Source organism: Paenibacillus terreus (assembly GCF_042138595.1).
Taxonomy (GTDB): Bacteria; Bacillota; Bacilli; order Paenibacillales; family Paenibacillaceae; genus Paenibacillus; species Paenibacillus terreus.
In genome coordinates this window covers 1-26175 of the sequence record NZ_JBHIRX010000030.1, presented here as the reverse complement: position 1 = coordinate 26175, position 26175 = coordinate 1, and the positions used below count along the sequence as shown (strand labels likewise).

Genomic DNA, 26175 nt, shown 5'->3' with positions numbered 1-26175 from the left:
ATTCTAGGAGGCTTTTAATTTATGAACAAGACGGATCTGATCAACAACATTTCCAACAAGAGCGGTCTGAGCAAGCGTGACGTGGAGAACGTACTGAACGGCTTTATCGGCGAAATCACCGAGGCTCTGGCTAGCGGAGACAAGGTTCAGCTGATCGGCTTTGGCACATTCGAAACTCGCAAGCGCTCCAGCCGTACGGGACGCAACCCGCAGACAGGCAACACCATCGAGATTCCTGAATCCACAGTGCCTGCGTTCAAAGCCGGCAACAAGCTTAAAGAAGCCGTTAATTAATGCGTCTAGATAAATTTCTGAAAGTATCACGGCTGATTAAACGGCGTACGGTGGCCAAGGATGTTTCCGAACAGGGAAGAGTCGTGGTCAACGGCCGTGAAGCCAAACCAAGCAGTACGGTTAAAGTGGGCGATGAGATTACCGTCCAGTTTGGTCAGAAGCTGGTAACGGTCCGGGTCGAGAAGCTTGCGGATACGACACGGAAAGATGAGGCTGCAGGCATGTATACCTTGATCAGGGAGGAGCCGATTCCCAAGGACAACGGACTTGGGTGGTAAGGCCCCGTATCCTCAGCTTATGACTCCAAGAAGGAGCATTTCTTCATTCCGGTGAAGGAATGCTCCTTTCTCATTATTAAGGAGCCCTTCATAATTTGCCTGGTTCAGCCGACATAACAAAATAAAAATATGTACTAATTTGTTCCTCTCTCTTCATAAGCTATCTAACAGAAGGAGGGGTACATGCCATGACGGACTATGGGAAGCCGAAGCAGCATGATCTGCGGATGCAAAACCGGAAACAGCTCGACCTTACCGGAGTTTTAAACGTTGAAAGCTTCGACAGCGAGGAGTTTCTGCTGCAAACCGAGCTCGGTCATCTGACGATCCGCGGACAGAACCTGCATATCAAAAATCTTAATCTGGAAGAGGGACTGCTCTCCATTGAAGGCTTGATCAGCTCTCTTGCTTATCTGGATCCCGGATCCCAGACCAAAAGCGGCAAAGGTCTTCTGGGCAAGCTGTTTAAATGAGTCCCTACAGCCAGTGGCTTACACTGATGTATATGCTGTTCTCCGGAGCGGCTATGGGGGCGGTGTTTGACAGTTACCGGGTGCTGTCGTACCGTTTTCGGTTAACCCGCTGGTCCATCCATTTCATCGATCTGCTGTACTGGGTACTTTCGGCATTGTTCATTTTCCGTATGCTGTATGCGAGCAATCACGGCGAGTTGCGGTTTTATGTATTTTTAGGGCTGATTTTGGGAGCATTGCTCTATTTTTGGACTCTAAGTGCTATAGTACAGCTAATTGTGGTAAAGTTAATAGAGATCATACGCAAGTTAGCAGCTATTGTTTATCATATATTCAGGGTTTTGGTCCTGCTGCCGCTGTTTGGGCTTTACCGGTTCACTTTGGCCTGCCTGATCGGAATGGGAACATTCCTTTTGTTTCTGGGGAAAATGCTTCTCATTCTGTTAAGGCCCTTCGGCAGGTTGCTTCTGTGGATGTTGAGGCCCGTTACTTCCCGTTGGAAGACACCCGACTGGCTTAACCGTGCAGGCGGGTTTGTAAAAGGAATTATAGAACGCTTTTTCGTTAGGAGGTAAATCATGCGATACTCGTCTGCAAGCAACTCATCGGCCTCTTCATCGTCTAATCCGCAAGCCGGCGGGCGGAGACGGGTCATGATTTGGCTTATTGTCGTGCTGCTGTTCGCCATCTGGGCGATCATCACCTTTTTCACCCAGGCTGTCAGCATGGCGGAACAGAATAAGGTGCTTGCGCAGAAGGAAAAGGAACGGCAAGCGGCAGATGCCTCTCATAAGCAGCTGCAATATGAGGTCAACCGCCTGCAGGACCCTGAATACATCGGCGAGATGGCCCGCAGCAAATACGGTCTCTATCTTCCGGAAGAAACACCTATTATTAACGGTGATGAATAAGCGGAATAAGGCATTTGCTTAGTTGACCTTATTTGCGCCTTTCTGTATAATCAAATCACCACAACGGGATTTTTTTGCGAAAAATCGGGTTGTATATTTTTAAGGGAGGATCATTTTATTCTATGGCAATTGAAGTGGGCACCAAGTTAGAGGGCAAAGTGACAGGCATCACGCATTTTGGAGCATTTGTGGATTTGTCTGGAGGTGTCACGGGTCTCGTTCACATCTCGGAAATCGCCGATAACTACGTTAAAGATGTTAACGACCACCTGAAGATCAATGATGTTGTAACGGTTAAGGTCATTAATGTCGACAAGGACGGCAAGATCGGTCTTTCGATTAAGCAGGCTGTAGACAGACCGGCCTCGGAGGCTCCTGCACCGAGAGCTCCGCGACCGGATCGCGGTGGAGACCGGTTTGGCGGCGGAGGTCCCGGCCAAGGACGCGGCGGATTTAACCGTGATCGTGGAGGCAGACCATTTAAGCCTGCAGCAAGTAAAACTTCATTTGAGGATAAAATGTCCCGCTTCCTGAAAGATAGTGAGGAACGTATTTCTTCACTGAAGAAGAATACGGAAGGCAAGCGTGGCGGCAGAGGTGCCAAACGCGTCTAAACCCTTGATTGTCTTCTGTAACTAGGTGTCCCGATGAATATATAGCGAAGAACCGCAGCGCCGAAAGGCGACTGCGGTTTTTTTGTCGTGCTGTCAGAACCGTCCGACAACTTCCAACTCAATTCCGGTAAACATGGGGCCAATCGCTAGCATGAATAGTTTAAGAGAGTCAGAGGAAGGCGGCTGCCATTTTTGTTTTTGCACATGCTCAGGAGCGATGAACGCGGTGGGGGCAATGCTTCGCCATGCTTTCCTCCTTGATTCGCGGACTCTGCTTTTTTGTCGGAATATTTTTACTTGCGGCCGCGGCTTTCTGACAAACTTTCCCGGAAAGGCAGGGTAAGATAGGAAGCATCAAATTTATGAATGGGGTGCCTGACAAATGAATAAGTGGAATGTCGTACAATTTCCTGGAACCAAATCGGACAAGCGTAAAGCCGGAACTCGCACAAGCTGGCTGAACAAATTATCAGAACGCATACAATCCAATAAAGCCATCCAGGCAGTGTACGCACAAAGATGGATTCTCATGTTCTCTGCAATGGGATTTCTGCTTGGCAGAGCGACCATTTTGAATGAACTGGCCCCTTTTGCCGCCGCTTATTTTGCCGTCATATCATTTTTGCGCCGTGATCTCATGCTTCCTGTCGCAGCTTCCGTGCTGCTTGGCAGCTTGTTTGCTCCTTCTCAAGCCTTCTTAGTCATTGGAGGGGAGCTGCTGCTCTTTTTCCTCATCCATCGAGGGTTTAGCGCATACGGCAGGCTTGATCTGTCCTTTACCCCGCTTATGGTTTTTGTCTCCGTGTTTATGGTGAACTTGTTCCGTGTCGTGATTGGCCCGTCTTTTACCTGGTATTCTGTGCTGATGATGACTACGGATGCTATATTAAGCTTTATGCTTACCCTGGTGTTCATTCAGGCCATTCCGCTGCTTACGCATTCGAAGCGGACAGGCCAGCTGAAGAATGAAGAGATTCTGTGTCTTATCATCCTGCTCGCCTCGATGATGACAGGGGCCGTGGGCTGGAGCCTGCAGGGCCTGTCGGTGGATCATATTCTGTCACGCTATCTGATTCTAGTATTTGCGTTGGTAGGAGGTGCGCCGCTTGGGGCGTCTGTTGGTGTCATTACAGGGCTTATTTTAAGCCTTGCCGACATGGGGGCCGTGCTGCAGATGAGTCTGCTCGGCTTTTCCGGATTGCTGGCAGGCATGCTGCGCGACGGGCGCAAGCCTGCGGTGGCGCTCGGCATGCTGCTTGGCTCCTCCATACTTTCCGTATACATGGACGGAAGCGGAGACGTCATGCGCTCAACCTGGGAAAGCTGTGCGGCCATTCTTCTGTTTCTGCTGACCCCCAAAAGCCTGTATCTGCGTATTGGAAGGTATGTTCCCGGAACGCAGGAGCATGCCCGCTCCCAGCATGAATATGCGAAGCGGATTCGTGACCTTACAGCGGAGCGTGTCAGCCAGTTCTCGGAAGTATTCCGTCAGCTGGCGCGCAGCTTTCAGCAGGTGTCAGCCCGGGAGGGCACCGCAGGGGACGGGGAAATGGGGCATTTTATGAACGCTGTAGCCGAGAGCACCTGTGCCTCCTGCTTCAAACGAGAGCAGTGCTGGGACAAAAAATTTATGCAAACCTATCAATATATGACTGAAATGATGAGCTCCATCGAAGAGAACCCTGACCTCCAGCCGCAGGACATGCCTGCGCATTGGAGCAGAACCTGTGCCAAGACTGATGCAGTGCTGCATGTCATGAAACAGCAGTACGGACTGCATCAGCATAATATACAGTGGAAGCGCCAGATTTATGACAGCAGGCTGCTGGTTGCGGAGCAGCTGTCGGGTGTCTCCCAGGTGATGGACGACCTGGCCAAGGAAATCAAACGGGAGAACCGCGCCTTGCACCGTCAGGAGGACCAGATCCGTGAAGCGCTTGAGCAGCTTGGACTTTCCATTTGCGGCATTGAAATTGTCAGCCTTGATGCCGGGCAGGTAGAAATTGAGATTATTCACGCATACACGAAGGGATATGATGAATGCCGAAAAATTATAGCTCCACTGCTTTCGGATATTCTGGATGAGCATATTACCGTTCTGCAGGAGGCGCCTGCCCACGCAAAACAGGGGCTTACGACGGTAACGTTCGGTTCCGCCAAGACATACGAAGTAAGTACGGGAGCGTCTTATACAGCCAAAGGGGGGGATCTGCTGTCCGGGGACAGCTTCAGTTCGCTAGAGCTTGGAAACGGTACCTTTGCCGTGTCGCTCAGCGACGGCATGGGCAATGGAGAACGGGCCCGGCAGGAAAGCAGTACCGCGCTTAATATATTGGAGCAGCTGCTCCAGTCCGGAATGGATGAGCGGCTTGCGGTCAAATCCGTCAATTCCGTGCTGATGCTGCGTTCACCGGAAGAAATGTACGCCACTGTAGATATGGCTTTAATAGACCAGTATTCCGCAAAAACTACATTTATGAAAATTGGCTCCACGCCAAGCTTCATCAAGCGGGGAAAAGAGGTGATACCGATATCGGCCAGCAACCTTCCAATCGGGATTATTCAGGATATCGATATTGATTTAATTACCGTTCAGCTGCAGGCAGGGGATATTCTGATTATGATGACTGACGGTGTATATGATGCCCCTGGCCATGCTGTAAATAAAGAGCTCTGGATGAAGCGGCTCATTCTGGAGCTGGAGGATGACACCCCTCAGGAGATGGCCGATGCCTTGCTGGACAAGGTGCTGCGGGAGCAGCAGCACCAGATTCACGACGATATGACTGTTGTGGTCAGCCAGATCCATCATTTTCTGCCGGAGTGGTCAACCCTTCATATGCCTGGTCTGCAGCGTATGGAAAGACCGCGGACAGTAAGCTGACTGCTCCTGTCATATTGTGCCATTACCCGGGAAATGGCGAGCCAACGTATAAATAAAGGCATTCTCGTTTGAAATCGATTCAACCAGGCAATGCTAGAGTTATAGAGGAAGAATCGAGTTCAAACGGGAGGCTGATCTGTATGAAACAGATGCTAATCATTACTGACGGATGTTCCAATGTCGGTCCGAGTCCGGTGACAGCGGCGGCTCAAGCCCTTCAGCAAGGCATCACAGTTAATGTGGCCGGTGTTATTGACTACGGAACGATCGGCGAATGGGGGAGCCGGGAGATTGAGGACATCGCCAGAGCGGGAGGTGGCTTCAGCCGCATTGTCGGTACACGCCAGCTGGCGCACACGATGCAGATGATGACACGGAAAACCGTGGTGCAAACGATCCAGCAGGCAGTAAACAGAGAGTTGAAGAACATTCTTGGCAGCGGAAGCACGGGCACACTCGAAGAGCTGCCTCCCGATGACCGGGCACGAGTGGTGGAAGTAGTTGACCAGTTATCCGAGACCAGCGAGCTGGATGTGGCGCTTGTCATCGATGCCAGTGCAAGCATGAAGCCAAAGCTGCCCGCGGTTGAGGAGGCAATCCGGGATTTGATGCTCAGCCTGCAGGCCAGAACGGGACCGAGCCGCATCGCAGTTTTTCACTTTCCTGGCTCGCCATATGGAGATGGCGCAATTTGTGATGTGGAGTGGACGGATGACGTATCAAAAATAAAATCTATGTTCGGACGGCTTCCAATGAGAGGGGCTACGCCAACAGGGCCTGCGATTTTGGAAGTGATTGATTATTTCCGATATGTTACACTAGAAAAAGAACAAAGATTGGCAGAAACTTACGGCAAAGGAGAAGGGATATCCGGTGACTACGTCGTCTGATCCCGGTCTGGCACCCGGCACAGTCATCATGGGCAAATGGAAGCGGGGAAGCTATGTGATTCAGCGGATGCTGGGACGCGGAGCAAACGGAACCGTATACCTGGTAAGGGATGCCAAACAAGGCCGCCAGTATGCGCTTAAGCTGGGAAAGGATGCGCTTGATCTTCAGTCTGAAATCAATGTGCTGACGACTCTGCAAAACCAGGGGAAACAGGCTGCTCTTCAAACTAACGGAGTACCGTCCTATCTTTACGAGGTTGACGATTTCAGATTGAAGGACAGGGATGTTCCTTTTTATGTAATGAAATATGTCAAAGGGGAACCGCTGCATCTTTTCATCGCTCGCAAAGGCGCCCAGTGGTATGGCGTGGCCGGACTCGGCGTTCTGAACCGGCTGGCGGAGCTGCATGAGAGCGGCTGGGTGTTCGGGGATTTGAAGCCGCAAAATATTATGGTGGCTTCCTTCGGTGAAACCGAGCTGATTGACTACGGTGGAGTTACCAGAACAGGAAACAGTGTAAAGCAGTTTACGGAGTGGTACGATCGCGGGTATTGGAATGCGGGGGGCCGCAGCGCCGACCCGGAGTACGATTTATTCTCCTTTGCCCTGCTCACGATTCATATTCTTGAAGGAGAAGCATTGAAGGCTGCAGCCGCCAGGCTGCCGCAGCTGCGCAGCATCTCGGAGCTGACGGGCATCATTGCCCGCAGCCGCACCTTGCGCCCCTACGCCGGCTGGCTGAACACAGCCCTGCGCGGTGAGCACAAGAATAGCAGGAGGGCTGCCCTTGCCTGGTCGCAGCTGACCGGAGCCGGGGGACGAAAAGCCGCAGGGCGCAAAGGCAAGCCGAACTGGCTTGGCTTTGCATTCGCAGCATCTCTGATATTGCTCGCCGGAGCAATCTGGATGGCGCTGCGCTGACAGCGCTGAATACATAACCGATTGGCAGAAATGAGGATTTGGGAATGGAAGGACGATCGTGGCACGGCATCATCGAACATGTGCTGAACACCTCAGCAGAGCATATGATGTGGGCTCCTGGGGACAGCATTGTAGTCGCAGTTTCCGGGGGACCGGATTCTGTGGCTCTTTTGCATGCCATGGAGGAAATTTCGAGGCTGCATATGCCGCTGCGCCTCATCTGCGCCCATGTCCATCACGGCTTCAGACCTGAGGAATCTGATAGGGAGGCTGACCTGGTCCGGGACCTGGCGGGCAAGCTGAACATTCCGTTCGAGATGGCGCGAGTGGATGTTCCCCGATATATGGAGGATACGGGCAAAGGACCGCAGGAGGCTGCGCGGGAGCTAAGATACCGCTTTTTGCACGAGACCGCGGCGCGCCACGGGGCGCACAGCATTGCCCTCGCGCATCATGCCGATGATCAGGCGGAAACCGTCATCCTGCATCTGCTGCGGGGAAGCGGGCCGGGCGGATTGTCCGGGATGCGTTTTGTACGCCATGAAAAAAAGGTGCAACTCATCCGGCCGCTGCTTCGTATGTACAAGACGGATTTGATCCGGGTCTGCGAAGAGAAGGGATTCACTTATGCCATTGACAGCACCAACGAGCAGCGAAAATACAAGCGCAATGCCATTCGTTTGGATGTGCTGCCTTTTTTGGGGCAATATAATGAACAGCTGGTGCCTTCCCTGAACCGTATGGCTGAAATCATGAGTGCTGAGGACGAACATATGGATACTGAAGCCCATCGGACCTATCAAGCGCTTGTTCACAATGAGGGAGGCCGTTCTGAGATAAAGGTGTCCGCATTCCGGGAGTTAACCGTCGCTTTACAACGGAGGTTGATTAAACTAATATTAAACTACCTGCCTTCGGACAGTGAAAATGTGGATTTTCACAAAATTGAAGCGGTGAGGCGCGGGATGATCCAAAATCATCCGACGACATGGAGCCTTGATTTGGGTGGCACGACCGTAGCAATACGGGAATATGATACGGCGAGTTTTTTTACCCGCGAGCGGAAGCAGGGATCAACGGCTTCGGCTGTATACCATCATGAAATCCATGGTTCTCAGGACAGCGGTTTCATTCGGCTTCCCGAGGCCAGGGGTGCGATTTCCTGGAAGAGGCTTGCAGATTCGTCTGAATTCCGTATTCCCATGGGGCCTAACGAGGCCATGCTGGATGAAGGATTTCTGACCTTTCCGCTGATTATACGAACGCGCGCGCCGGGGGACACGATGCAATTGATGGGATTAAACGGCAGTAAAAAGGTGAAAGATATTTTTATCGACGACAAGATACCTCCTTCCCTGAGGCCGTTTATTCCCTTGGTGTGTGACGGTTCCGGCGCCGTATTGTGGATTCCAGGCATCCGGCGTTCGCCTCATGCCGCCGTGCAAGCAAATACATCTTCGGTTATTTATATGTCTTGGCAACCCGAAGGTGGGACGGTGACCGGTGATTGAGCGGTTGCGGATAACATAAGTATACATTTAGGAGGTTCTCTCAGTTGCACAATGATATTCAGGAAGTTTTAATCAGCGAGGAAGAAATACAAAATAAAATCAAGGAGTTGGGCGCTGAACTCAGCAAACGCTACGAGGGCAAAAACCCTCTGGTCATTTGCGTGCTTAAAGGCGCGTTTATATTTATGGCGGATTTGGTTAAAACCATTACTGTACCCCTTGAACTTGATTTTATGGCAGTTTCCAGCTACGGGGCCTCGACGAAATCGTCGGGTGTCGTCAAAATCATCAAGGACCTGGATCAATCCGTTGAAGGACGCGATGTCCTGATTGTTGAAGATATTATTGACAGCGGGCTGACACTCAGCCACTTGATCGAGCTGCTCAAGAACCGCAATGCCAGCTCGGTGACGGTGGTCACATTGTTTGACAAACCGGCCCGCCGGACTGTCAATCTGGAAGCTGACTTTACCGGCTTCACCCTTCCGGATGCGTTTGTGGTCGGCTATGGGCTGGACTACAGCGAGCATTACCGCAACCTGCCCTTTATTGGAATTTTGAAACCGGAGATCTATTCCAGCTAACCCAGCCTGAGGTCCTAGGACCGGCAGAGGAGCGTTTGTTGAGAAGCCCTGACAGGCTATGGTAAAATAACTTGAGCGTCTTGAGAGGAGGTAGGGGATGAATCGGTTCATCCGGAATTCTGGTTTTTATTTGATTCTTTTTTTAGTCGTGGTGGGCATCGTACATTTTGTCAGCAATGGTAACGAAGCTGCCGATCTCCCTAGATATGATGAACTGCGGCAAGAAATAAAAGATAACAATATCAAAAGTGTCACAGTTCAATTTGACGGCAATGCCTATCTCGTAACCGGTACGTATAAACAAAAGCCGGCTGATGCTACTTCCGATAATTTTTCGGTGTATATTCCTCCTACCGATGCGGCAGTCAACGAAATTATTAGTTTGAGTGAGCAGAACGACTTTAGTTTTGTGATGAAGCCGATGGAAGGACAGAGTATCTGGCTGACCTTTTTGACATCTATCATACCGCTTATCATTATGTTTATTCTCTTCTTCTTCCTGTTTAACCAGGCTCAGGGCGGCGGCGGCAAGGTCATGAATTTCGGCAAGAGCCGTGCGCGTCTGTATAACGAAGAGAAGAAAAAGATAACGTTCGAAGATGTTGCCGGAGCAGACGAAGAGAAGCAGGAACTGGTCGAAGTGGTTGAGTTTCTGAAGGATCCGCGCAAATTTGCGGCGGTGGGCGCGCGCATTCCGAAAGGTGTCCTGCTTGTAGGCCCTCCGGGTACCGGTAAAACGCTCCTTGCCAGAGCTGTTGCCGGCGAAGCGGGCGTGCCATTCTTCAGCATTTCGGGCTCCGACTTTGTTGAAATGTTTGTCGGTGTCGGTGCTTCACGTGTGCGTGACCTGTTTGAGAACGCCAAGAAGAACGCGCCTTGTATCATTTTTATTGACGAGATTGACGCTGTCGGACGCCAGCGGGGCGCAGGCCTTGGCGGCGGGCATGACGAGCGCGAACAGACGCTGAACCAATTGCTTGTTGAAATGGATGGATTCGGAGCGAACGAAGGCATCATCATCGTCGCAGCCACCAACCGCCCTGACATTCTGGACCCTGCCTTGCTTCGTCCGGGACGTTTTGACCGTCAAATTACGGTAGATCGTCCGGATGTTAAAGGACGCGAAGCGGTACTGAAGGTTCATGCGCGCAACAAACCGCTGACCAAGGACGTCAAGCTTGATGTTATTGCGAAGCGCACGACCGGTTTTACCGGAGCGGATCTGGAGAACCTGCTTAACGAGGCCGCGCTGCTTGCAGCACGCCGCAACCGCAAGGATATCTCCATGATCGAAGTGGATGAAGCCATTGACCGTGTTATTGTTGGTACGGAAAAACGCAGCCGCGTAATCAGCGACCGCGAGAAGCGGATTGTCGCTTACCATGAAGCGGGCCACACCATTGTCGGTTACTTCCTTGAGCATGCGGATATGGTGCATAAAGTGACGATCATTCCACGCGGGCGTGCCGGAGGATATGTAATCATGCTTCCGAAGGAAGACCGCATGCTGACTACGAAGCAGGAGCTGCTGGATAAGGTTACCGGTCTCCTTGGCGGCCGTGTATCGGAAGAACTGTTCATCGGTGAAATCGGAACAGGCGCTTACAGCGACTTCCAGCAGGCAACCGGCATTGTACGCAGCATGATTGTGGAATATGGTATGAGTGAGAAGCTCGGCCCAATGCAGTTCGGCACATCTCAAGGCCAGGTCTTCCTGGGCCGCGATATCGGCCATGAGCAAAACTACAGTGATCAGATCGCTTACGAGATCGATCAGGAAATGAACCGTTTCATTACGGAATCTTATGAACGCGCCAAAGAATTGCTGACCAAGCATTCCAAAGAAGTTCATTTGATTGCCCAAACCTTGCTTGAGCAAGAGACACTGGAATTGGATCAAATCAAGCAGCTGATTGAAACGGGTTCTCTGGATGGAAGCGGAGAAGAGGGTGGAAAGCCTGAGAACGGGCAGCCTACCATCGACAACATCGGAGATGTTCGCGTACGGATTCAAGGCCAGGATGATAAGGCCGGAGGAAATACGAACGACATTCCGAATGATCTGCCTAACCGCCAGGATCCTGGCAACAATGGCAATTCGGGCGGCGGAACACCGCCAACCAACGCATAAACCCGGGAATGTCTGGGTGCACGAGGAGTCCCAAAAGGTCCATTGACCTGGGGCTCCTTTTTAATGTACTAAGGCACACCAAGAAAGAAGCATTTCTCCTATTGCTGTTGTCGCCAAGTTTCAAATTGTTTTTTAGCGGGAGTGGCACCTCCGAAGAAATTGACAGACTGCGTAACGTTGTGTACATTTGAAGGATGTTTAGGTTTACTGTTGGTTAGAACGGGAAGAAAGAAGGGTGATCCCTATTGATTCTTGCAGTTGACGTAGGAAATACCAATATCGTATTGGGTGTGTACCGCGGCCGTGAGCTGCTTCATCATTACCGGATCAGTACGTCCAGGCAGGCAACGGAGGACGAGTACGGGGTGCTGATCTATAATCTGTTCCACATGAAGGACATCTCCGTCAACCAGATCGAAGGCGTAATTATTTCTTCCGTTGTGCCTCCGCTCGTGAGGGTGCTGGAACAAATGTGCGCAAAATATATAGGGAAGAAACCGCTGGTGGTGGGTCCCGGCATTAAGTCAGGTCTGAACCTCAAGTATGAAAATCCGCGCGAGATAGGCGCTGACCGGATAGTCAACGCAGTGGCGGCGGTGGATCAGTTCAAGGGACCGCTGGTGGTTGTTGATTTCGGCACGGCCACAACTTTTGACTGCATTGATGCCCACAACAATTATTTGGGCGGGGTCATTGTGCCCGGGATTGGAATTTCCACCGAGGCGCTGTACCAGCGTGCCTCCAAGCTGCCGCGCATCGAGCTGGAGAAGCCGAAGAAGGTGATCGGCCGTAATACCGTAAATGCGATGCAAGCCGGGATTATTTTTGGTTATGCCGGCCAAGTGGATGGAATTGTGGAGCGGATCAGACAGGAAATGGGGGCCGAGCTGAAGGTCATTGCTACTGGCGGGCTTGCGGAGCTTATCGCAGGAGAAACGAAGTCCATACAGGAGGTTTGTCCGCTGTTAACCCTGGAAGGACTGCGAATCATCTACGAACGGAATCAGGATTAGTGCGCATAATGGAAAATTTGATGCCGCTCAAACCTGCCGGCCTGTGCCCGGTTTGGATTGGCGGCGTTTTTCGTCTATAATTGGAAAAAGAATAACAATCCGTAAAAGCCTGAAACGGCTTTTTACATAAAAGGAGCTGTCACACATAATGGAGAAACTACAGGACCGGTTAATCCGGGGAACGGCGCTGGATGGCCGTGTCAGAGCATTCGCTATCCGCACGACAGAGCTGGTTGAAGAGCTGCGCCGCAGGCACGATACCTACCCTACAGCGACTGCTGCGCTGGGCAGGACGGTAACGGCCGCCGCCATGATGGGAGCAATGTTGAAAGGCGAAGAGAAGCTGACGGTACAGGTCAAAGGCGACGGCCCCATCGGCCAGATCGTGGCGGATGCCAATGCCAAAGGAGAGGTTCGCGGATACGTTGCGGAGCCTCATGTGCACCTGCCCAGCAACAGTATGGGCAAGCTGGATGTGGCAGGGGCTGTAGGTACAAGCGGCTTCATCCATATCACGAAGGATCTGGGGCTGAAAGAACCTTACCGTGGCAGCATTCCTATCATTTCGGGCGAGCTGGGGGAAGATTTCACCTATTATTTTGCTAAATCGGAACAAACCCCGTCTGCCGTAGGATTGGGCGTTCTGGTCGATACCGACAATTCCGTGATTGTTGCGGGCGGATTTATCATTCAGCTGCTGCCTGGGCTGAGCGATGACGAAATTACGGCAATTGAGAACGCAGTAGGCGCTCTTCCGCCGGTAACCTCGCTGCTCGACCAGGGCTTGGACCTGGAAGAAATGCTGCGCTGGATGCTGCCTGATGTTCAGGTGATGGACAGCATGAATATTCGTTTTCAATGCCAGTGTTCTGAGGAACGGGTAGAGAAGACGCTGATCAGCCTGGGTCAGCATGAACTGGAACAGCTGATTGCCGAAGAAGGACAGGCGGAGGTCGTTTGCCATTTTTGCAATGAGGCCTACCATTTTGATAAGGATCATTTGCAGCAGCTTTTGGATCAAGCCAAAGCGTAAAGAAGTACAATAACTCGGGGAAGAGTGAGCGATTGGGATGACAAGACAGGAGAAGGGTTTATTGGCGGCTGTCGTTGTCTTGACCATCAGCGTTCTGGTGTTGGGCGGTTTAATAGGTTACAGAGGACTGCAGCCCGCGCGGGATAACGGGGAGACTGATGCGGATCTCAAGGATGAGGGATCACACGCTGCTGCCATCATCGGTGACGACACGATATCTGAACAGAAATGGGTAGAAGAGCTGAAAAAGCGGTATGGGAAAAATATGCTTCTGGAGATGCTAAACCGTAAGGCAATCGCTCTGGAAGCCAAATCGCAAGGAATTCAGGTTACACAGGAAGAAATTCAGGAAAGATTGAAGAAGCAGATGGAAGGATACGTGTCGGAAGAAGCCTATTATGAAGAAATGCAAAACCAGTTCGGCCTTTCCCGAGACGATTTAGTCCTTGAAGTTATGTACAGGATCAGCCTGGAGAAGATTGCGACTCTGGGAATTCATATTGATGATCAACAGGTGAACAGCTATATCCGGGAGCATCCGGATGAATACAACTCTCATAAACAATTGGATCTGGCCTGGATCACTGTTGACAAGCAGGACGAGGCGGAAAAAATATTGGACCGTCTGGATAAAGGCGAGGATTTTGCGGAGCTCGCTCGCTCTTATTCTACAGATCAATTTTCCAAGGATAACGGCGGCTCATTGGGGTGGACAGACGAGGATGATCCCTTCCTCCCAGAGACCGTCATGAAGACGGCCAGAGGGATAAACCCCGGAGAAAGCGCCGGGCCGCTAAAGGTGCCTAATGGATATGCTATTGTGTATGTTAAGGATATCCGAACAGAGGATACCGAGCCTCCGCAGGAAATCCGCCAGGAGGTCCGCCAGGAGCTGGCGCTGCAGCAGGCCGGACCGCTTGATGAGCTGGAAAAGAATCTCCGCTCGAAGTATGGCGCAAGAATCACAGCTGATTTCCCTTCTTCTTGATGATACAAGCTGTCCCGGTTTTATCCCGGTTGGAGCATGTTTTTTCAAGAAGCATGGTTGACAAATCCGGGCTGGATTGATATGATTACTAGTAAAACCTACCTATTTACTCGGAAATCAGAAGTGAAAATATAGCCATCTGCCAAGGAGGTACTTAGTATGCCTAAAGTCGTCAATAACGTTACAGAACTTATCGGAGGAACACCGCTTGTCCGTCTGAACCGCATCGTGCCGGAAGACAGTGCGGAAATCTATGTGAAACTGGAATATCAGAATCCTGGATCCAGTGTAAAGGACCGCATCGCTCTCAGTATGGTCGATGAAGCGGAGAAGGAAGGTGTTCTTAAGCCGGGCGGAACGATTATTGAGGCAACGAGCGGCAATACGGGCATCGGCCTGGCGATGGTAGCGGCAGCCAGAGGTTACAAAGCCATTATTGTTATGCCTGAAACGATGAGCTTGGAGCGCCGCAATCTGCTGCGCGCTTACGGAGCGGAGCTTGTGCTGACACCGGGCTCTGAAGGCATGAACGGCGCGGTTAAGAAAATGGAAGAGCTTCTGAACGAAAATCCGGAATACTTTGCTGCTGAGCAATTCAAGAACAAGGCTAACGTGAAAATTCACCGTGAAACTACAGGTCCGGAAATTGTGGAAGCCATCCAATCCATTGGCGGCTCGCTGGATGCTTTTGTGGCAGGGATCGGAACAGGTGGTACGATCAGTGGCGCCGGAGAAGTGCTGAAGCAGGAATACCCTGATATTAAAATCGTAGCAGTTGAACCTGCAGCTTCCCCGATTCTGGCGGGCGGTAAACCGGGCCCTCATAAAATCCAAGGCATCGGAGCGAACTTCATCCCTGAGATTTTGAATCAGGATATCTATCATGAGATCATTCATGTTGAGAATGAGGAAGCCTTTGAAACGGCCCGCAAGGTTGCCAAAGAGGAAGGCATCCTGTCTGGTATCTCCTCGGGAGCAGCTATTTACGCAGGCTTGAAGGTAGCCAAAGAATTGGGCAAAGGCAAACGTGTGGTTGTCATTGTTCCAAGTAACGGGGAGCGCTACCTCAGTACTCCTTTATACAATTTTGAAGCATAATTGTCATATAATGATGAATCCCTCACTCCTGCAGGGCAGGGGCGGGGGATTTTTTTGGATACTCAAAGCGGACAATATTACAAGAAGCAGCACAGAACAGGGGATTTATCTGAATGACAAAAAAGATGGCCATACCGATCACCGATTGGCAAGCATGGCTGCAGGAAGGCTGGACCGTGCTGCCGTTGATTGCAGAAACTGATTGGCAGGAAGGGCTTCCTGCCGAATGGGCGGAGGCCTGGCAGGCGGCTTCCCCCTATTCTTTTGTGATGGAGAGCGGGAAAGAGGGGCGTTATACCTATTTGGGATTAAGACCTGCGGCGGTTCTGACCGGCAAGGATGAGGAAGCGGAGTGGGTCGATCTGGACAACGGGAAGGAAGGCGGACTAACCGGCCGGCCCCTGCAGGTCCTGGAGGCATGGACAGCCCCTTTCAAAGCACCGCGTCTGGAACAGCTTCCGTTTTTCCACGGCGGCTTTGCAGGCTTTCTTGCTTATGATGTAGCCCGTTCCTTGGAGCGCCTCCCTATATCGGCTGTGGATGATACAGGATTGCCGGATTATGTGTGGATGCGGATGGACGAGGTATGGATTTATGATCATCAGGAGCGGAAGCTTTACTGTGCCGTTCACATCCACATCCCGACCACCCTGCCGGAGGCTCAACTGCCAGAGCTGTACAATGAAGCGGAACAGCGAACAGAACGGATGCTGAGCTTATGGGTGAAGCTGTTCAAGAATGTGAGCGGGAACCTGCGCAGGGAGGCTCGTCTGAGCCGAATCAGCGCGGACCCGGACGCTGGGGGCCATGGCGGGCTGGAGGATTGGGAAGCGGCCTTTCCGCAGGACAAATTTGAACAGGCGGTAGAGCGCATCCGGGAGTATATAGGTCAGGGCGATGTGTTCCAGGTCAATCTGTCGCTCCGCCAGCAGCGCAGGCTGACTTCCATGCCTGAGGACATCTATGAGTGGTTGCGTCTGCTGAACCCGTCTCCCTATATGGGAATGCTGAGAACACCCGATTTCACCCTGGCCAGCGGCTCGCCCGAGCTGCTGGTGAAGCTGGACGGTGGTCGGGTGGCTGCCCGGCCGATCGCGGGAACTAGGCGGCGCGGGCGGACGCCTGCCGAGGATGCGGCGATGGCGAAGGAACTGCTGAGCAGTGAGAAGGAGCGGGCCGAGCATATTATGCTCGTTGATCTGGAGCGTAATGATATTGGCCGGATCGCCGAATATGGCACCGTTCACGTTCCGGAACTGATGACAGTAGAATACTATTCGCATGTCATGCATCTCGTTTCGCAGGTGGAAGGGCGGCTGGCCAAGGGCCGAAATGCTATCAACGTCATCGCGGCGATGTTCCCTGGCGGAACAATTACTGGTGCGCCCAAAGTCCGAACGATGGAAATTATCGAGGAACTGGAGCCCGTCCGCCGTGGCCCGTATACCGGATCCATGGGGTGGATTGACTATAACGGCGATATGGAATTAAATATTATTATTAGAACGCTCGCCGTCAAGGACGGCATGTCATATATACAGGCTGGTGCGGGCATTGTCATCGATTCCGATCCATACCGGGAATACAGGGAATCGCGCAATAAAGCCAAAGCCGTCATGAAGGCCGTACAGTACAGTGAAGAAGAATCCGCTTTAAACTAGCGAACCGAACAGGGGGATGACGGAACATGATACTGGTGATCGATAATTATGATTCCTTTACGTATAACCTGGTGCAGTATCTGGGTGAACTGGGCGAGGAAGTTACGGTCAAACGCAATGACGAAATTGATTTGCAGGGGATTGAGGACATGGCTCCTGATCATATCCTGCTCTCGCCGGGGCCTTGCACCCCCAACGAGGCGGGAATTACGCTGGATGTCATCTCGCATTTTAAGGGCAAAATTCCGATTTTCGGCGTATGTCTCGGACACCAGGCCATCGGACAGGCATTCGGCGGCAATGTCATCCGGGCGGAGCGGCTTATGCATGGCAAGACATCACCGATTTTGCATCATGGCAGCTCGGTCTTTGAAGGGCTTCCGTCTCCGTTTACGGCTACCCGCTATCATTCACTGCTGGTGGAGAGAAGCAGTCTTCCGGATTGCCTGGAGATCACTGCCGAAACGGCGGAAGGCGAAATTATGGGCCTGCGGCACAAAGAATTCGATGTGGAAGGCGTGCAGTTCCATCCGGAGTCGATCATTACGGATCACGGTCATCAAATTCTGCGCAACTTCCTGAAGCGAAAAGTGGGCGCCTGAATGAAATATATCGGAATGAACGGTGCTTTGACCGATGCCGCCGCTGCCGTGATTCACGTAAGTGATCACGGCTTTTTGTACGGTATGGGCCTGTTCGAGACCTTTCGTACATATAATGGCCAGCCTTTTCTGCTCGACCGGCATTTGCGCAGAATGTCTGAGGGCTGCAGAATGCTTGATATCCCGTTTGAAGCGGATGAAAAGGGGCTGGCAGAGCTGATCAGCAGCTTAATGGAGGCCAACGAATTAGAGGACGCCTATATCAGATATACGGTTTCGGCGGGAGAGGAGGCGTTTGGCCTGCCCGCCGGGGGCTACAGCCGTCCGAATCACGTTTTATTCGCGCGTGCGTTGCCTGCGCTTTCTCCGAACCCGGCCCAGCGCAGCAAAGCGCTGTATCTGCTTCGTACCCGCCGCAGCACCCCGGAGAGCGGGGTACGGTTGAAGTCGCTGCACTATATGAACAATATTATGGCCAAACGGGAGCTGGCCGAATATGAGGGGGCTGTACCCCTTCCGGCGGAGGGTTTGATGCTGACGGCTGACGGTTTTTTATGCGAAGGAATTGTAAGCAACGTCTTTTTAGTCAAGGATGAGGTATTGTACACTCCGGAACTGTCAACAGGAGCATTGGGTGGAATTACCCGCGAATTCGTTCTTGAACTGGTGCGCAGCAGTGGAATACATGCCTTGGAGGGATTGTACACCTGGAATGATCTTATTGAGGCGGATGAAGTGTTTTTGACAGGCTCGGTTCAGGAAATCAGCCCTGTAACGAGGCTGGTTGAACCGCACGGGGAGGTCAGGCAGATCGGGAACGGGAAGTACGGCCCGATTACATCGCTTCTTCTCAAGGCCTATCATCAGAAAGCAGGGGTTAATGTATGAATCCGATTATTTACAAGCGCAGCTATGGATGTGGGGATATTCAACTGTCATTGGGTGACTCGACACTCATTATGGGTATTCTCAATGTAACGCCGGACTCTTTTTCCGACGGGGGATACCACAATACAGTAGATCAGGCGGTTCGGCATGCCCTGCAGCTTATGGAAGACGGGGCGGATATTATCGATATCGGAGGCGAATCAACGCGTCCCGGACATGAACCGGTCAGCCTGGACGAGGAACTATCGCGCGTGATTCCCGTCGTGGAAGCGCTGCGCCGCGAAGCACCGCATATTCCGTTGTCCATTGACACCTACAAGGCGGAAGTGGCCCGGCAATCGCTTGAAGCAGGAGCCCATGTGATTAATGATGTATGGGGCTTCAAGGCTGATCCCGATATGGCGGGAGTGGCCGCCGCCCATGGCTGTCCGGTCATTCTGATGCACAATCGTACCAATCGCGATTACACGGATTTAATGGCGGACATACAGTCCGACCTGCTGGAGAGCGTCCGAATCGCTGAAGAGGCCGGCGTAAAGCCGGAGCAGATCATTCTCGACCCGGGCATAGGTTTTGCCAAAGATTTTCATGAGAATCTGCAGACGATGGCCTCTCTGCACAAGCTGGGCGGGCTGGGGTACCCGCTGCTGCTGGGGACGTCCCGCAAAAAATTTATCCGTACCGTGCTGGATCTTCCGGTTGATGACGTAGTGGAAGGCACGGCTGCCACGGTCGCCTTTGGTATTGCCCAGGGCTGTCAGATGGTGAGGGTGCATGATGTCCGGCCAATCCGGCGCACGGTCCGGATGTGTGATGCCATGCTGTATGCATCTCCCGATCTGCAGAGAAGATAGATCTAGAAATTATGTATTAATAAAAGATTAGTCGTGCAAAATAATCGAACCTTTAAAAGGCGGGGGAGTTAGGGTATGGATAAAATAATACTCCAGGGCATGGAATATTACGGTTATCACGGGGTGTTCCCCGAAGAGCGCAAGCTGGGCCAACGGTTTTATATTGATTTGGAGTTAAATCTGGACTTGCGGGAAGCCGGTGAACACGACGATTTGAACAAAACTGTGAACTATGCCGAAGTGCATGAGCTGGTCAAGGGGATTGTGGAAAAGCAATCGTTCCAATTAATTGAAGCCTTAGGAGAACGTATTGCATCTTCCCTACTGGACACTTATACTAGTGTCAATGCACTGACAGTTAAAGTCACGAAGCCGCATCCGCCTTTTGATATTCATTTCAAGGGTGTCACTGTGGAGCTCCATCGGACAAGAAAGTGAAGGTGGGCGACATGAATGCTCATACGACCTCTGAGCCATCAGAGGCTTATATTGCTTTAGGGGCTAATTTGGGGGACCGGGAGCATACCCTGCTCGAAGCGATCGGGCGTCTGGATGCTCATCCGGATATTCAGGTGCTGCGCTGCTCCGATCTCTATGAGACGGAACCGGTGGGGTATGTGGATCAGCCTTCTTTTATAAATATGGCTATTGCCGTAAAAACCACATTAAGCCCGCAGGAGCTGCTCCGCTGCATGCTGCATATTGAGCAGGAGCTTGGCCGTGTGCGCAGCATACGCTGGGGCCCCCGGACGGTTGATCTGGATTTGCTGTTTGTGGAGGGGGTTACGCTTCAGACCCCTGAGCTGGAGCTGCCTCATCCCAGAATGGAGGAGCGGGCCTTTGTCCTGATTCCTCTAGCGGATATTCTGATTGAAAACGATCTGTCTGGTTTAACAGATATCGTACAGTCAGCAATGAGAAAACTGGATGGAAAGGACGGCATACAGCGTTGGAAAACTTGCAGTTGGCGCAGCGCCTCCGCGCCTTCCGGAAGCTGAAGGGCTTCACCCAGCAGGAGCTGGCCGACAGAACAGGCATATCCCTCGCCGTGCTGGGATCCATCGAGCGCGGTAACCGGATGGCCGAACAAGATATATTAGATACGATTGCACAGGCTCTGGGAATAACGACTCAAGAGCTTCAACCTCATACGGAACATGTAAAAGGGAGTGAAAATTGAGTTATGCTGAAAATCGGCGATATCGAAATGAAAAACCAGGTTGTGCTCGCCCCGATGGCCGGTGTATGCAACCCGGCATTCCGCCTGATCGCCAAGGAATTCGGAGCCGGGCTTGTCTGCGCTGAGATGGTCAGCGACAAAGCCATCGTGCACGGCAATAAGCGCACCCGCGAGATGCTGTTCGTGGATGAGCGGGAAAAACCGCTCAGCCTGCAAATTTTCGGCGGTGACCGGGAATCGCTCGTGGAAGCTGCCAAAGTGGTTGACCAGGAGACCAATGCCGATATTATCGATATTAATATGGGCTGCCCTGTTCCCAAAGTCACCAAATGTGATGCGGGTGCACGATGGCTGCTGGACCCGAATAAAATTTACGAAATGGTGTCCGCTGTAGTGGACGCCGTCAATAAACCTGTTACGGTCAAAATGCGGATTGGCTGGGACAGCGAGCACATTTATGTGGTCGAGAACGCCAAAGCAGTGGAGCGTGCGGGCGGTAAGGCCGTCAGCGTTCATGGGCGTACCCGTGAGCAGCTTTATACCGGGCATGCGGATTGGAGCTATATCAAGCAGGTGAAGGAATCCGTTTCCATTCCCGTTATTGGCAACGGTGATGTCGTGACGCCAGAGGATGCCCGCCGTATGCTGGATGAAACGGGATGCGACGGTGTCATGATCGGACGGGGTGCGCTCGGCAATCCGTGGATGCTGTATCGCACGATTCAATACCTGGAGACCGGGGAGCTGCTGTCCGATCCTACAGCGGAAGAGAAAATCCGTGTGGCCATCCTGCATATGGACCGTCTCGTTGCTTTGAAGGGCGAAGCGGTAGCTGTGCGTGAAATGCGCAAGCATCTGGCTTGGTACCTTAAGGGGCTGAAAGGCTCGGCGCGTGTGAAAGACATGGTAATGGAAGAAACAAAGCGTGATGAAATGGTACGAATTTTGGAAAACTTCGTTGCTGAGATCGATAACCCGGCGACACTTGTTTCCTGATCCTGCGGTCGGATGGAGCAAGCTGTTTCATTTGGCTGGCGGTGAACATGTCTCCTTATAAATGCATAGGGGGTTATCATCTGGGTTTAATTGACTTTTCCATATGCTTGCCATATAATCTTTCAGTATAAAATTCTGATTGAGCTGCTTTGTTGCAAGTATCACCCTTACAGCAGCAGGGAATGTTCTCATTCTCCCAGATCGGCATATAGTGTGTAAACAGCGTGCATCCTTATGCACATTTAACTTTTTCCATGACAGGAGAATCGGTTGAGATGAGCGATAAAGAAGTCATTCTGACACAGGAAGGTCTCAAGAAGCTTGAAGACGAACTTGAGAACTTGAAGTCGGTTAAGCGCCGCGAAGTCGCGGAGCGGATCAAAATAGCCATCGGTTACGGTGATATCAGCGAGAACTCCGAGTACGAGGATGCCAAGAATGAGCAGGCGTTTATCGAAGGCCGTATTATTACGCTGGAGAAGATGCTGCGTAACGCCCGCATTATTAACAGCGATGAGATCGATACGGATACGGTAGGCATTGGTGCTATCGTTACGGTTGAAGATCTGGAGTTTGGAGATATCGTGGAATATACGATTGTCGGCACCGCCGAATCCAACCCGCTTCAAAATAAAATTTCCAATGAAAGTCCCGTTGGCAAAGCGATTTTGGGCAAGAAAAAGGGAACGATCGTTGACGTAAATGTACCTGCAGGCGTCATCCAATATAAAATTGTGGATATTAAGAAATAAGGCAACTGATTTTATTTAACAAAAAAGCTTCCTTAGGGAAGCTTTTTTCTCTAGGATATATAGCGGATAGCTCCGCTACTTAGAAGAAGGAGATGAAAGCTTACAATGTCGGATGAAAACATGAACCAGGAACCGCAGGAGAGCCGGGAGGAATTAAGTGAGCTGCTGCAGATCCGCCGTGCCAAATTGGACGAGCTGCGCTCGCTCGGGATTGACCCGTTCGGCCGCAAATACATCAGAACGGACGAAGCGGGAGCGCTTCTGGGCAAGTACGACGCTTTGACCAAGGAAGAGCTTGACGAAAAGAATATTGAAGTCAGCATCGCAGGCCGCATTATGGCCAAACGCGGTATGGGGAAAGCCAGCTTCGCCCATATTCAGGACCTGAGTGGACGCATTCAAATTTATGTTCGTCAGGACACCGTTGCCGAAGAAAAATATAAAGCGTTCACCATTTTGGACCTGGGTGACATTGTCGGTGTTAAAGGGGTTCTCTTTAAAACCAAAACAGGCGAAACAACCGTCAAGGTGCTGGATCTGGAGGTCCTTTCCAAGTCTTTGTATCCATTGCCGGAGAAATACCATGGCTTGAAGGATGTCGAGCTGCGCTACCGTCAGCGTTATGTGGATTTGATCATGAATCCGGAAGTACAGAAGACATTTATCACCCGCTCGCGGATCATTCAGTCCATGCGCCGTTATCTGGATTCCCTCGGATACTTGGAGGTAGAAACACCGACATTGCACGCGATTGCAGGCGGGGCGGCTGCCAAGCCGTTTATTACCCATCACAACGCACTGGACATGCAGTTGTATATGCGTATTGCCATTGAGCTGCACCTCAAACGTCTGATCGTAGGCGGTCTGGAGAAAGTATATGAAATCGGCCGTGTATACCGGAACGAAGGGATTTCCACCCGCCATAATCCGGAATTCACCATGATTGAGCTTTATGAGGCTTATGCAGACTACAAGGATATCATGGAGCTTACTGAAAATCTGATCGCTCACATTGCGAAAGAAGTGCTTGGATCGCATAAAATTATGTATCAAGGCCAGGAAGTCGATCTGACTCCGCAGTGGCGCCGGGTATCGATGGTTGACGCAGTTAAAGAAGTGACCGGTGTTGACTTTGGCGTTCACATGACCAATGAAGAGGCGCACAGACTGGCTAAAGAACACAAGGTTGGAGGCGTGGAGCCGCATATGACCTTCGGCCATATCCTGAATGCTTTCTTCGAGCAATTTGTAGAGGAAACGCTGATTCAGCCAACCTTTGTAACAGGGCATCCTGTTGAAATTTCTCCGCTTGCGAAGAAGAATGAGCAGGATCCGCGGTTTACGGACCGCTTTGAGCTGTTTATTGTAGCCCGTGAGCACGCTAATGCTTTCACAGAGCTGAATGATCCGATTGACCAGCGGCAGCGTTTCGAAGCGCAATTGCTCGAGAGAGAGCACGGAAATGACGAAGCCCATGAGATGGACGATGATTTCATTCGTGCTTTGGAATACGGAATGCCGCCAACAGGCGGACTGGGCATCGGCGTGGACCGCCTCGTTATGCTCTTGACGGATGCGGCGTCGATTCGGGATGTTCTGCTGTTCCCTCACATGCGTAATCGAACAGAATAATCGTCAGTACTATATAAAGTGCGAGTTCAAAAAGTCAGGTTTTCAGCACCGAGAAGGTTGGATGAAGCTAGGGACTGAGGAGCGGAGCGAACGTTTTGTGTACGTGAGCACCGGAAGGCCCGGCTGAATTCAAGATTCGATGTCGAGTCCGCTTCCTGACTTCCTTCGTGATCAAAAGATGACTTTTTGAACAACCTCTTAAAGTAAAAAGAGGAACAGCCGGAAATCCGTGCCTGCTCCTCTTTGTCTAAGATGCGATGGAGAGATGAATGACATGAGATTCAGCGTGAAAATGACGAAGATGGCATCTCCCCCTCTAATCCTGGTGGCGGGCCTGCTGGCCATTATTGCCGTTGGAACCCTGCTGCTGATGCTGCCGGCAGCATCTCACGGCGGACATTCCCTGCATTGGATTGATGCCTTGTTTACAGCGACCTCGGCTGCATGTGTCACCGGGCTGGTGGCAGTTGATGTGAATACTACATTTACTGTATTCGGTGAGACTGTCATCATGATTTTGATGCAGCTCGGCGGGCTGGGGTTCATGACCATGGCTACATTGTTTGCGCTGGTGCTTGGGCGGAAGCTTTCTCTAAAGGACAGATTGCTGCTCAAAGAAGCCATTAATGCGGACAGCATGGAAGGCATTGTGCGAATCATTCGTAAAGTGATGATCTTTTCCTTCACGATTGAGGGGATTGCAACCGTTATTCTTGCTTTGCGTTGGATGGCGGACATGCCCGTGGGCCAAGCTTTTTATTATGGGCTGTTTCATGCGGTATCGCTATTTAACAATGGAGGCTTTGATCTGTTTGGAAACAGCTTTGTCCAATACAGAGGGGATTGGCTGTTTAACCTGGTTGCTTCTGTCCTCGTTATATCAGGCGGATTGGGCTTTATCGTGCTCAGCGAGCTGTTTGATTTTCGTCGCACACGCAAATTGTCGCTTCATTCCAAGCTGGTGCTGTCGGTTTCAGGCGGATTGATTGTCATCGGTACTGTTGTTATTTTCGTGTTTGAATTTACGAATATGCGCACACTCGGGCCTTTGAATTTCGAGGAGAAATTATACGCGTCTTTTTTTCAGTCGGTATCGACGCGTTCTTCCGGCACAAGCACAGTTGATATTACTGGGCTGAGGCAAGCGACACAGTTTTTCATGATGCTGCTGATGTTTATTGGAGCTTCTCCCGGTTCAACGGGGGGAGGAATTAAAACGACCACATTCATCATCATGATGGGGGCTATCATCGCCATGGTGCGCGGGAGAAATGACATCGTCTTTTTTAAATACCGTGTACCCAAAGTAATGCTGATGAAGGCTTTAACGATTATTATCATTTCTTTGTTGATTTATATGCTCGTGGTAATGCTGCTCTTGACGACGGAGGACGCCCCGTTTCTTCCATTGGCCTTTGAGGCGTCGTCTGCGATCGGGACGGTAGGTTTATCGGTTGGAGTGACTCCGCATCTGACGGACATTGGCAAGCTGATCATATGCGCAACCATGTTCATTGGCCGGATTGGGCCGCTTACAATAGCGTACGCGCTCAGACCGAGGTCGGACAAGCAGCTGTACCGTCATCCGGAGGGGCATATTATTATTGGATAGATGAAAGGCGCCTGAATTGTCAGGCGTCTTTTTTTTAAAAAAAGGGTTGCATCATGTCGAGTGATGTGGTAAATTATAAATCCGGCCAAGAAAGCCTGAGTCTTTTAAAAAAATGGTTTCAAAAAAAGTTCTTGCTTAATTGGTTGGTGTGTGATATGATATAAAAGTTGCTGACGCGGTGAGCTGAAGCGACGACGAAGTTTGATCTTTGAAAACTGAACAACGAGTGAGTAGGTTTTACATCGTAAAACCGACCGCGAAGTCATTTGGTTCGTGTCTATGACAGGATAAATGATGGAGCGAAATGAGATATGATATCTCGTCAGATTCAAATGAGCTTAATCGCTCTTTCGATAGTGCTCACCGAATTTGAT

At 51.3% G+C, this 26175-nt stretch carries 27 protein-coding genes; all 27 read left to right on the top strand.

What is annotated here, in order from left to right; genetic code table 11:
* Positions 1-21 precede the first annotated feature (21 nt).
* The 27 genes from ACE5KN_RS30090 to ACE5KN_RS29960 all read left to right on the top strand — a co-directional run bounded on the left by ACE5KN_RS30090 (position 22) and on the right by ACE5KN_RS29960 (position 25801).
* Positions 22-294 carry an HU family DNA-binding protein gene (locus ACE5KN_RS30090; protein ID WP_355325878.1) on the top strand — a complete coding sequence of 91 codons (273 nt, stop codon included), beginning with the start codon at positions 22-24 and terminating at the stop codon, positions 292-294.
* A complete protein-coding gene (locus ACE5KN_RS30085; protein WP_375528179.1) occupies positions 294-572 on the top strand; it encodes an RNA-binding S4 domain-containing protein in 279 nt (92 codons plus the stop codon). Before ACE5KN_RS30090 ends, ACE5KN_RS30085 begins: the two co-directional genes overlap by 1 nt.
* Before the next feature lie 188 nt (positions 573-760).
* Positions 761-1045 carry a sporulation protein YabP gene (yabP, locus tag ACE5KN_RS30080; RefSeq protein WP_355325881.1) on the top strand — a complete coding sequence of 95 codons (285 nt, stop codon included), beginning with the start codon at positions 761-763 and terminating at the stop codon, positions 1043-1045.
* A complete protein-coding gene (gene yabQ, locus ACE5KN_RS30075) occupies positions 1042-1620 on the top strand; it encodes a spore cortex biosynthesis protein YabQ (protein WP_375528178.1) in 579 nt (192 codons plus the stop codon). Before yabP ends, yabQ begins: the two co-directional genes overlap by 4 nt.
* Before the next feature lie 3 nt (positions 1621-1623).
* Positions 1624-1956 (top strand): FtsB family cell division protein, encoded by a 333-nt coding sequence (locus tag ACE5KN_RS30070; protein ID WP_375528177.1) that lies wholly within the window; start codon positions 1624-1626, stop codon positions 1954-1956.
* A gap of 122 nt (positions 1957-2078) precedes the next feature.
* Positions 2079-2570 (top strand): S1 domain-containing RNA-binding protein, encoded by a 492-nt coding sequence (locus ACE5KN_RS30065; protein ID WP_375528176.1) that lies wholly within the window; start codon positions 2079-2081, stop codon positions 2568-2570.
* 382 nt (positions 2571-2952) lie between these two features.
* Complete coding sequence (gene spoIIE, locus ACE5KN_RS30060) at positions 2953-5454, top strand: stage II sporulation protein E (protein ID WP_375528175.1); 2502 nt, start codon at positions 2953-2955, stop codon at positions 5452-5454.
* A gap of 140 nt (positions 5455-5594) precedes the next feature.
* The gene (locus tag ACE5KN_RS30055) at positions 5595-6344 is read left to right on the top strand and encodes a vWA domain-containing protein (protein WP_375528174.1); all 750 of its coding nucleotides are present in this window, start codon (positions 5595-5597) and stop codon (positions 6342-6344) included.
* Positions 6328-7266 carry a serine/threonine protein kinase gene (locus ACE5KN_RS30050; protein ID WP_375528173.1) on the top strand — a complete coding sequence of 313 codons (939 nt, stop codon included), beginning with the start codon at positions 6328-6330 and terminating at the stop codon, positions 7264-7266. The genes ACE5KN_RS30055 and ACE5KN_RS30050 overlap by 17 nt, the downstream gene beginning before the upstream one ends.
* Before the next feature lie 44 nt (positions 7267-7310).
* Positions 7311-8777 (top strand): tRNA lysidine(34) synthetase TilS, encoded by a 1467-nt coding sequence (gene tilS / locus ACE5KN_RS30045; protein ID WP_375528172.1) that lies wholly within the window; start codon positions 7311-7313, stop codon positions 8775-8777.
* A gap of 44 nt (positions 8778-8821) precedes the next feature.
* Positions 8822-9361, top strand: a complete 540-nt coding sequence (hpt, locus tag ACE5KN_RS30040) for a hypoxanthine phosphoribosyltransferase (RefSeq protein ID WP_355325902.1) — start codon at positions 8822-8824, stop codon at positions 9359-9361.
* A 97-nt stretch (positions 9362-9458) separates the two neighbouring features.
* Complete coding sequence (gene ftsH, locus ACE5KN_RS30035) at positions 9459-11492, top strand: ATP-dependent zinc metalloprotease FtsH (RefSeq protein WP_375528171.1); 2034 nt, start codon at positions 9459-9461, stop codon at positions 11490-11492.
* 245 nt (positions 11493-11737) lie between these two features.
* Complete coding sequence (locus tag ACE5KN_RS30030; RefSeq protein WP_375528170.1) at positions 11738-12505, top strand: type III pantothenate kinase; 768 nt, start codon at positions 11738-11740, stop codon at positions 12503-12505.
* Positions 12506-12653: 148 nt separating this feature from the next.
* Positions 12654-13538 carry an Hsp33 family molecular chaperone HslO gene (gene hslO / locus ACE5KN_RS30025; RefSeq protein ID WP_375528169.1) on the top strand — a complete coding sequence of 295 codons (885 nt, stop codon included), beginning with the start codon at positions 12654-12656 and terminating at the stop codon, positions 13536-13538.
* A gap of 61 nt (positions 13539-13599) precedes the next feature.
* The gene (locus ACE5KN_RS30020) at positions 13600-14526 is read left to right on the top strand and encodes a peptidylprolyl isomerase (protein WP_375533316.1); all 927 of its coding nucleotides are present in this window, start codon (positions 13600-13602) and stop codon (positions 14524-14526) included.
* A gap of 159 nt (positions 14527-14685) precedes the next feature.
* Entirely contained in the window at positions 14686-15624 is a 939-nt protein-coding gene (gene cysK, locus ACE5KN_RS30015; RefSeq protein WP_375528167.1) for a cysteine synthase A, read from the top strand.
* A 113-nt stretch (positions 15625-15737) separates the two neighbouring features.
* Positions 15738-17285 carry an anthranilate synthase component I family protein gene (locus ACE5KN_RS30010; RefSeq protein WP_375528166.1) on the top strand — a complete coding sequence of 516 codons (1548 nt, stop codon included), beginning with the start codon at positions 15738-15740 and terminating at the stop codon, positions 17283-17285.
* A 26-nt stretch (positions 17286-17311) separates the two neighbouring features.
* Positions 17312-17887 carry an aminodeoxychorismate/anthranilate synthase component II gene (gene pabA / locus ACE5KN_RS30005; protein WP_375528165.1) on the top strand — a complete coding sequence of 192 codons (576 nt, stop codon included), beginning with the start codon at positions 17312-17314 and terminating at the stop codon, positions 17885-17887.
* Positions 17888-18775, top strand: a complete 888-nt coding sequence (locus ACE5KN_RS30000) for an aminotransferase class IV (RefSeq protein ID WP_375528164.1) — start codon at positions 17888-17890, stop codon at positions 18773-18775.
* Positions 18772-19629 carry a dihydropteroate synthase gene (folP, locus tag ACE5KN_RS29995; RefSeq protein ID WP_375528163.1) on the top strand — a complete coding sequence of 286 codons (858 nt, stop codon included), beginning with the start codon at positions 18772-18774 and terminating at the stop codon, positions 19627-19629. Before ACE5KN_RS30000 ends, folP begins: the two co-directional genes overlap by 4 nt.
* Before the next feature lie 75 nt (positions 19630-19704).
* Positions 19705-20067 carry a dihydroneopterin aldolase gene (folB, locus tag ACE5KN_RS29990; protein WP_375528162.1) on the top strand — a complete coding sequence of 121 codons (363 nt, stop codon included), beginning with the start codon at positions 19705-19707 and terminating at the stop codon, positions 20065-20067.
* Positions 20068-20078: 11 nt separating this feature from the next.
* Entirely contained in the window at positions 20079-20627 is a 549-nt protein-coding gene (gene folK / locus ACE5KN_RS29985) for a 2-amino-4-hydroxy-6-hydroxymethyldihydropteridine diphosphokinase (RefSeq protein WP_375528161.1), read from the top strand.
* Entirely contained in the window at positions 20579-20809 is a 231-nt protein-coding gene (locus ACE5KN_RS29980; protein WP_375528160.1) for a helix-turn-helix domain-containing protein, read from the top strand. Before folK ends, ACE5KN_RS29980 begins: the two co-directional genes overlap by 49 nt.
* Positions 20810-20812: 3 nt before the next feature.
* The gene (dusB, locus tag ACE5KN_RS29975) at positions 20813-21805 is read left to right on the top strand and encodes a tRNA dihydrouridine synthase DusB (RefSeq protein ID WP_375528159.1); all 993 of its coding nucleotides are present in this window, start codon (positions 20813-20815) and stop codon (positions 21803-21805) included.
* A 275-nt stretch (positions 21806-22080) separates the two neighbouring features.
* A complete protein-coding gene (gene greA / locus ACE5KN_RS29970) occupies positions 22081-22557 on the top strand; it encodes a transcription elongation factor GreA (protein WP_375528158.1) in 477 nt (158 codons plus the stop codon).
* A gap of 105 nt (positions 22558-22662) precedes the next feature.
* Positions 22663-24189, top strand: coding sequence for a lysine--tRNA ligase (gene lysS, locus ACE5KN_RS29965; RefSeq protein ID WP_375528157.1), 1527 nt, complete (start codon positions 22663-22665; stop codon positions 24187-24189).
* Between the two features lie 274 nt (positions 24190-24463).
* Entirely contained in the window at positions 24464-25801 is a 1338-nt protein-coding gene (locus ACE5KN_RS29960) for a TrkH family potassium uptake protein (protein ID WP_375528156.1), read from the top strand.
* Positions 25802-26175: the final 374 nt, after the last annotated feature.

Bases quoted from the DNA above. Each gene is read 5' to 3' on its own strand.
- tilS (WP_375528172.1), top strand. From the start codon at position 7,311: ATGGAAGGACGATCGTGGCACGGCATCATCGAACATGTGCTGAACACC.
- ACE5KN_RS30065 (WP_375528176.1), top strand. From the start codon at position 2,079: ATGGCAATTGAAGTGGGCACCAAGTTAGAGGGCAAAGTGACAGGCATC.
- yabQ (WP_375528178.1), top strand. From the start codon at position 1,042: ATGAGTCCCTACAGCCAGTGGCTTACACTGATGTATATGCTGTTCTCC.
- hslO (WP_375528169.1), top strand. From the start codon at position 12,654: ATGGAGAAACTACAGGACCGGTTAATCCGGGGAACGGCGCTGGATGGC.
- ACE5KN_RS30070 (WP_375528177.1), top strand. From the start codon at position 1,624: ATGCGATACTCGTCTGCAAGCAACTCATCGGCCTCTTCATCGTCTAAT.
- ACE5KN_RS30000 (WP_375528164.1), top strand. From the start codon at position 17,888: ATGAAATATATCGGAATGAACGGTGCTTTGACCGATGCCGCCGCTGCC.
- ACE5KN_RS29960 (WP_375528156.1), top strand. From the start codon at position 24,464: ATGAGATTCAGCGTGAAAATGACGAAGATGGCATCTCCCCCTCTAATC.
- greA (WP_375528158.1), top strand. From the start codon at position 22,081: ATGAGCGATAAAGAAGTCATTCTGACACAGGAAGGTCTCAAGAAGCTT.
- pabA (WP_375528165.1), top strand. From the start codon at position 17,312: ATGATACTGGTGATCGATAATTATGATTCCTTTACGTATAACCTGGTG.
- ACE5KN_RS30055 (WP_375528174.1), top strand. From the start codon at position 5,595: ATGAAACAGATGCTAATCATTACTGACGGATGTTCCAATGTCGGTCCG.
- folB (WP_375528162.1), top strand. From the start codon at position 19,705: ATGGATAAAATAATACTCCAGGGCATGGAATATTACGGTTATCACGGG.
- folP (WP_375528163.1), top strand. From the start codon at position 18,772: ATGAATCCGATTATTTACAAGCGCAGCTATGGATGTGGGGATATTCAA.
- yabP (WP_355325881.1), top strand. From the start codon at position 761: ATGACGGACTATGGGAAGCCGAAGCAGCATGATCTGCGGATGCAAAAC.
- lysS (WP_375528157.1), top strand. From the start codon at position 22,663: ATGTCGGATGAAAACATGAACCAGGAACCGCAGGAGAGCCGGGAGGAA.
- dusB (WP_375528159.1), top strand. From the start codon at position 20,813: ATGCTGAAAATCGGCGATATCGAAATGAAAAACCAGGTTGTGCTCGCC.
- ACE5KN_RS30010 (WP_375528166.1), top strand. From the start codon at position 15,738: ATGACAAAAAAGATGGCCATACCGATCACCGATTGGCAAGCATGGCTG.
- ACE5KN_RS30085 (WP_375528179.1), top strand. From the start codon at position 294: ATGCGTCTAGATAAATTTCTGAAAGTATCACGGCTGATTAAACGGCGT.
- cysK (WP_375528167.1), top strand. From the start codon at position 14,686: ATGCCTAAAGTCGTCAATAACGTTACAGAACTTATCGGAGGAACACCG.
- folK (WP_375528161.1), top strand. From the start codon at position 20,079: ATGAATGCTCATACGACCTCTGAGCCATCAGAGGCTTATATTGCTTTA.
- ftsH (WP_375528171.1), top strand. From the start codon at position 9,459: ATGAATCGGTTCATCCGGAATTCTGGTTTTTATTTGATTCTTTTTTTA.
- ACE5KN_RS30090 (WP_355325878.1), top strand. From the start codon at position 22: ATGAACAAGACGGATCTGATCAACAACATTTCCAACAAGAGCGGTCTG.
- spoIIE (WP_375528175.1), top strand. From the start codon at position 2,953: ATGAATAAGTGGAATGTCGTACAATTTCCTGGAACCAAATCGGACAAG.